The 5,064-nt window shown below is 67.0% G+C and carries 4 protein-coding genes; all 4 read left to right on the top strand.

Annotated features, from left to right (window positions below; all coding sequences use genetic code 11):
• Positions 1–674: Maf family protein (locus tag K789_RS0114325; protein WP_024367352.1), on the top strand; the 674-nt coding region annotated here is incomplete at its 5' end.
• Positions 675–831: 157 nt separating this feature from the next.
• Positions 832–2,664 (top strand): acetyl/propionyl/methylcrotonyl-CoA carboxylase subunit alpha, encoded by a 1,833-nt coding sequence (locus tag K789_RS0114320; RefSeq protein WP_051181065.1) that lies wholly within the window; start codon positions 832–834, stop codon positions 2,662–2,664.
• A 67-nt stretch (positions 2,665–2,731) separates the two neighbouring features.
• A complete protein-coding gene (locus K789_RS0114315; RefSeq protein ID WP_024367350.1) occupies positions 2,732–3,463 on the top strand; it encodes a glutamine amidotransferase in 732 nt (243 codons plus the stop codon).
• A 385-nt stretch (positions 3,464–3,848) separates the two neighbouring features.
• Entirely contained in the window at positions 3,849–5,030 is a 1,182-nt protein-coding gene (locus K789_RS0114310; protein ID WP_128081639.1) for an IS30 family transposase, read from the top strand.
• Positions 5,031–5,064 lie beyond the last annotated feature (34 nt).

The following is a 5,064-nucleotide window of genomic DNA, read 5'->3' as shown; positions in this document are numbered from 1 at the left end:
CCCGCCTCATCCTTGCCTCCCAGTCCCCCGCCCGCACCAAGCTGCTGACCGATGCCGGCATCCGGCACGAAATCCTCGTCTCGGACGTCGACGAGGACGCTGTCCAGGCCCGCTACGGCGCGACGGACCCGCACGACACCGCCCTGCTGCTTGCCCGGGCCAAGGCCGAGGCCGTCGCCTCCCTGCCCGACGCCGACGGCGCCCTGGTGATTGGCTGCGATTCGGTCTTTGAGTTCGACGGCGAGGCGCACGGCAAGCCGTACACAGCCGACGTCGCCAAAGAGCGGATGCTCCGGATGAGCGGCAGCAAGGGCGTGCTGCACACCGGCCACTGGCTCGTCGACTGCCGGGACACCGAGGGCACCGATGAGTCCCAGGCCGCCGGCTCCGGCGCAACCCTCGGGCATGTCACCTCCGCCGAGGTCCACTTCATGGAGATGACCCCCGAGGAAATCGACACCTACATCGCCACCGGGGAGCCCCTGCAGTGCGCTGGCTCCTTCACGATCGACGGCTACGGTGGGGCCTTCATCCGCAAGGTCGACGGCGACCCGCACGCCGTCGTCGGGCTGTCCATTTCCACCCTCCGCGGGCTGCTGGGACAGGCGCAGGTGGGCATCACCGAACTGTGGACCACCGGTGCCGCGGATCCCGCACTGCTCCGGGCCGAGTGAGCTAATTCGCACGCCTTTGTAGCAACCCTACAAAGGCAGGGCGCTTTACCCGCGGAATCCGCAAGTAATATCGGCGGAACCCACAAAACCGCGCTAGGCTCCCTGAAGGAAAGAAGGAGACGCCTTGTCAGCAAATTCGGAGCAGTCCGCAAATCCCGTGCAGCGATCAGCCCAAGAAGGGACCGCCGTAGTCGCCCCGCCCGGCACACGTCCCCTGAGCAAGGTGCTGATCGCCAACCGCGGCGAAATCGCGGTGCGCATCATCCGCGCCGCGCGCGATGAAGGCATGGCCTCCGTGGCGGTCTACGCGGACCCGGACCGCGACGCCCTGCACGTCAAACTCGCTGACGAGGCCTACGCCCTGGGCGGCAACACCGCCGCAGAGTCCTACCTCGTGATGGACAAGCTGATCGAGGTGGCCCACCGCTCCGGCGCCGACGCCATCCACCCCGGCTACGGCTTCCTCGCCGAGAACGCCGAGTTCGCCGCCAAGGTGATCGACGCCGGCATCACCTGGATCGGGCCATCCCCCGCTGCGATCTCCGCCCTGGGCGACAAGGTCCAGGCCCGCCACATCGCCGAAAATGTCGGCGCACCGCAGGTTCCCGGCACCGCCGACCCGGTGGAGTCCGCCGAGGAAATCCTTGAGTTCGTGGACAAGTTCGGCCTGCCCGTCGCCATCAAGGCGGCCTTCGGCGGCGGCGGACGCGGCATCAAGGTGGCCCGCACCCGCGAGGAAATTCCCGAACTCTTCGAATCCGCCGTCCGCGAGGCCGTCGCCGCCTTCGGCCGCGGCGAATGCTTTATTGAACGCTTCCTGGACGCCCCGCGCCACGTCGAGACCCAGTGCCTCGCCGACGCGCACGGCAACGTTGTGGTGGTCTCCACCCGCGACTGCTCGCTGCAGCGCCGGAACCAGAAGCTCGTCGAAGAGGCCCCGGCCCCGTTCCTCACGGAGGAGCAGAACCGCCGGCTCTACGAGTCCTCCAAAGCCATCCTCAAAGAGGCCGGCTACCTCGGCGCCGGCACCTGCGAGTTCCTGGTGGGCCAGGACGGCACCATCTCCTTCCTTGAGGTCAACACCCGCCTCCAGGTGGAGCACTGCGTCTCCGAGGAAGTCACCGGCATTGACCTCGTCCGCGAGCAGTTCCGGTTGGCCCGCGGCGAGGAACTTGGCTACGGCGACCCCGAAGTCCGCGGCCACTCGATCGAGTTCCGCATCACCGGCGAGGACCCGGGCCGCAACTTTATGCCCGCCCCGGGCACCATCACCCTGTTGAAGAACCCGACCGGCCCCGGCGTCCGGATCGACTCCGGCGTGGAGCAGGGCGACGTCATCAGCGGCAACTTCGACTCGATGCTCTCCAAGCTGATCGTCACTGGCGCCACCCGCCAGCAGGCCCTGCAGCGCGCCCGCCGCGCCCTTGAGGAGATGGTCGTTGAGGGCATCCCTACCGTCATCCCGTTCGACCTCGCCGTCGTCACCAACCCGGATTTCGCCCCCGCCGAGGGCCCGTTCAAGGTCCACACGCGCTGGATCGAGACGGCGTTCGTCAACGATATCCCCGCCTGGACGCCGACCGGCACCGAGGCCGAAGCGCCCGACGGCGGCGAGCGCCAGCGCGTCGTCGTCGAGGTCGGCGGCAAGCGCCTCGAGGTCGTCCTCCCGGCGTCGCTGGGTACGGGAGCCGGCTCGGGTGCCGCCAAGCCGGCCAAGGTGAAGAAGCGTTCCCGCAGCGGCGGCGCCGTGGCGGCAGCCAGTGGCAACGCCCTGACCTCCCCCATGCAGGGAACCATCGTGAAAGTGGCCGTCGGCGAGGGTGACCTTGTGGCCGAGGGTGATCTTGTTGTGGTGCTCGAGGCCATGAAGATGGAGCAGCCGCTCACCGCGCACCGCGCCGGAATCGTGATCGGGCTGGCCGCTGCGGCCGGCGAGACGGTCTCCGCCGGCGCCATCATCGCGCTGATTGAGGACGCGGCTGCCGAGTAGCCGCTCGACTCACAGGACGCAGGCGCGCCTCTGGTGCCCCCGCGTCCCGCCCGTGCAGACTTGGTCTGTGAAACCATTTCTGCTCCTCGCCTCCCGGGCCGAGGACGCCGCCGCCGAGGACGAATATGAAGCCTACCTTCGCTACGGCGGCCTCGAACCCGCGCAGCTGAGGCGCATTCGGATGGAAGCCGCGCCGCTGCCCCCACTGGACCTTACCGAGTACTCCGGTGTGATTGTGGGCGGGAGCCCGTTCACGTCCAGCGACCCGGCCGGGCAGAAAAGCGACGTCCAGCATCGGGTGGAGCATGAGCTCGCGGCCCTGCTCGACCGGATCGTGCCTGCGGACTTCCCGTTCCTCGGCGCCTGCTACGGGGTCGGCACGCTGGGCCGGCACCAGGGCGCCGTGATCGACCGGACCTACGGCGAAGGGCTTGGCGGCGTGACCATCAAGCTGACCGAGGAAGGGATGGTGGACCCCCTGCTGCGAGGTCTGCCGGAGAGTTTCACGGCCTTCACCGGCCACAAGGAAGCCTGCACCCTCCTGCCCTCCCACGCGGTGCTCCTGGCCAGCTCCGCCGCCTGCCCCGTGCACATGTTCCGGATCAAGACCAACCTGTACGCCACCCAGTTCCACCCCGAGCTCGACGCGCGGGGTTTGGTCACCAGGATCGACATCTACCGCCATGCAGGCTACTTCCCGCCCGAATCGGCCGAGATGCTGATCGAGGACGCCCGGCGGTTCTCCGCCTCGGAACCGATGAAGATCCTGCGGAACTTCGTCGAGCGCTACGCGAGCTAGGCCCGGCCCCGCCCGCCCAGCCCGTCCGTCCGCGCTCCCGCCCAGTTGTCTTCCCGGATCCTCCTGCCGACACGGAAATGCCCGGCGTGTTCAGCTTGGGTTCTAGCGGTCGTTGCAACACCCAGAATTTTTGGGAGTTGCAGCGACCGTGTCGTCTTTAACGGGAGAACCTCGAACCAACAGGAAGTACGCGCAGGGGCAGAAGGATGAGTTCTTCGTCGTGTTCGACCGGCTCAAGAGCACGGGGGCGGCGGCCAGGGAGCTGGGATTGAGCCCCGATACGTGCGCCGGCTGGGTGCGTAAAGCCGGACTGAAGAGCCATGGTAAACCGGGGGCGCGCCCTCACCGGGGCCGGGATGAGTACTTCCGGTTACGCAAGGCCGGCTTGAGTCGGCGGGAGGCGGCCGCAGCGGTCAGCGTGCATCCCAGGACCGCGGCGGAGTGGGACCTGGGGATTCGTAAGTCAGGCGGCCGACGCATTTACGCTGATGGGCGGGTGGTCGATTACAAACGTGGTGTGACCACTATGACCTCGCCGGCCCTCGCCCCACCGACAGCGGCTCTCGAGAAACTCATCGACCCGCGATTTCTTAGCGTGCAGGAGCGGGAGATGATCCGGGACCTGAAAGCCTCGGGTTCATCGATGCGGGCGATCGCCAGCGTGCTTGGCCGTTCGGCTTCAACGATCAGCCGCGAGCTGGGCCGAAATGCCGATGCCCTGTTGGGCTATCTGCCCCACGGGGCGCAGCGGAAGGCCGCTGCCCGGCGGCCACGACCCAAAAACGCCAAGCTCGCTGGCGAGTCGGACCTGCGCGACTATGTGAAGGCCAAGCTGCTCATACGCTGGTCTCCGGAGCAGATCAGCCACACCCTGGTCAAAAAGTTCCCCGACCAACCGGAGATGCGTGTGAGTCCAGAGACGATCTATCAAGCCCTCTACGTCCAGGCCAGAGGCGGACTCAAACGCGAAATACAGGCAGCCCTGCGCACCGGCCGGACCCGCCGGAAACACCACCAGAGCGGGGAACAGCGCACCTCCCGGTTCGTGGATCCGATGGTCATGATCTCCGAGCGTCCACCCGAGATCGAGGACCGCGCAGTACCCGGTCATTGGGAGGGGGATCTCATCACCGGCGCCTACAACCAGTCCGCGATCGGAACCCTGGTCGAACGCACCACCCGCTACGTGATGCTCGTCCACCTGCCAAATGACCACACCGCCGAAACCGTCCGGGACGGGCTCATCAACACCATCTCTGCCCTGCCGGCACATCTGCGAGGCTCTCTGACCTGGGACCAGGGCGCGGAAATGGCCGCCCACAAGACCTTCACCCTAGCCACCGAAATGCAGGTTTACTTCTGCGACCCAGCCAGCCCCTGGCAGCGCGGTTCGAACGAGAACACTAACGGGCTGCTGCGCCAGTACTTCCCCAAAAGCACCGACCTGTCCGCCTACGGACCTGAAGACCTCGAACACGTCGCTCAGGAGCTCAACGGCCGCCCACGCAAAACGCTCGGCTGGGATACCCCAGCCGAGCGTCTACGTGATTTACTACTAACCACCTAACCACCAGGTGTTGCAACGACCCCTAGAAACCGCC

Origin of the sequence: Arthrobacter sp. TB 26, assembly GCF_000427315.1 — a bacterium.
Taxonomy (GTDB): Bacteria; Actinomycetota; Actinomycetes; order Actinomycetales; family Micrococcaceae; genus Arthrobacter.
This window is presented reverse-complemented; position numbering and strand designations above follow the sequence as displayed.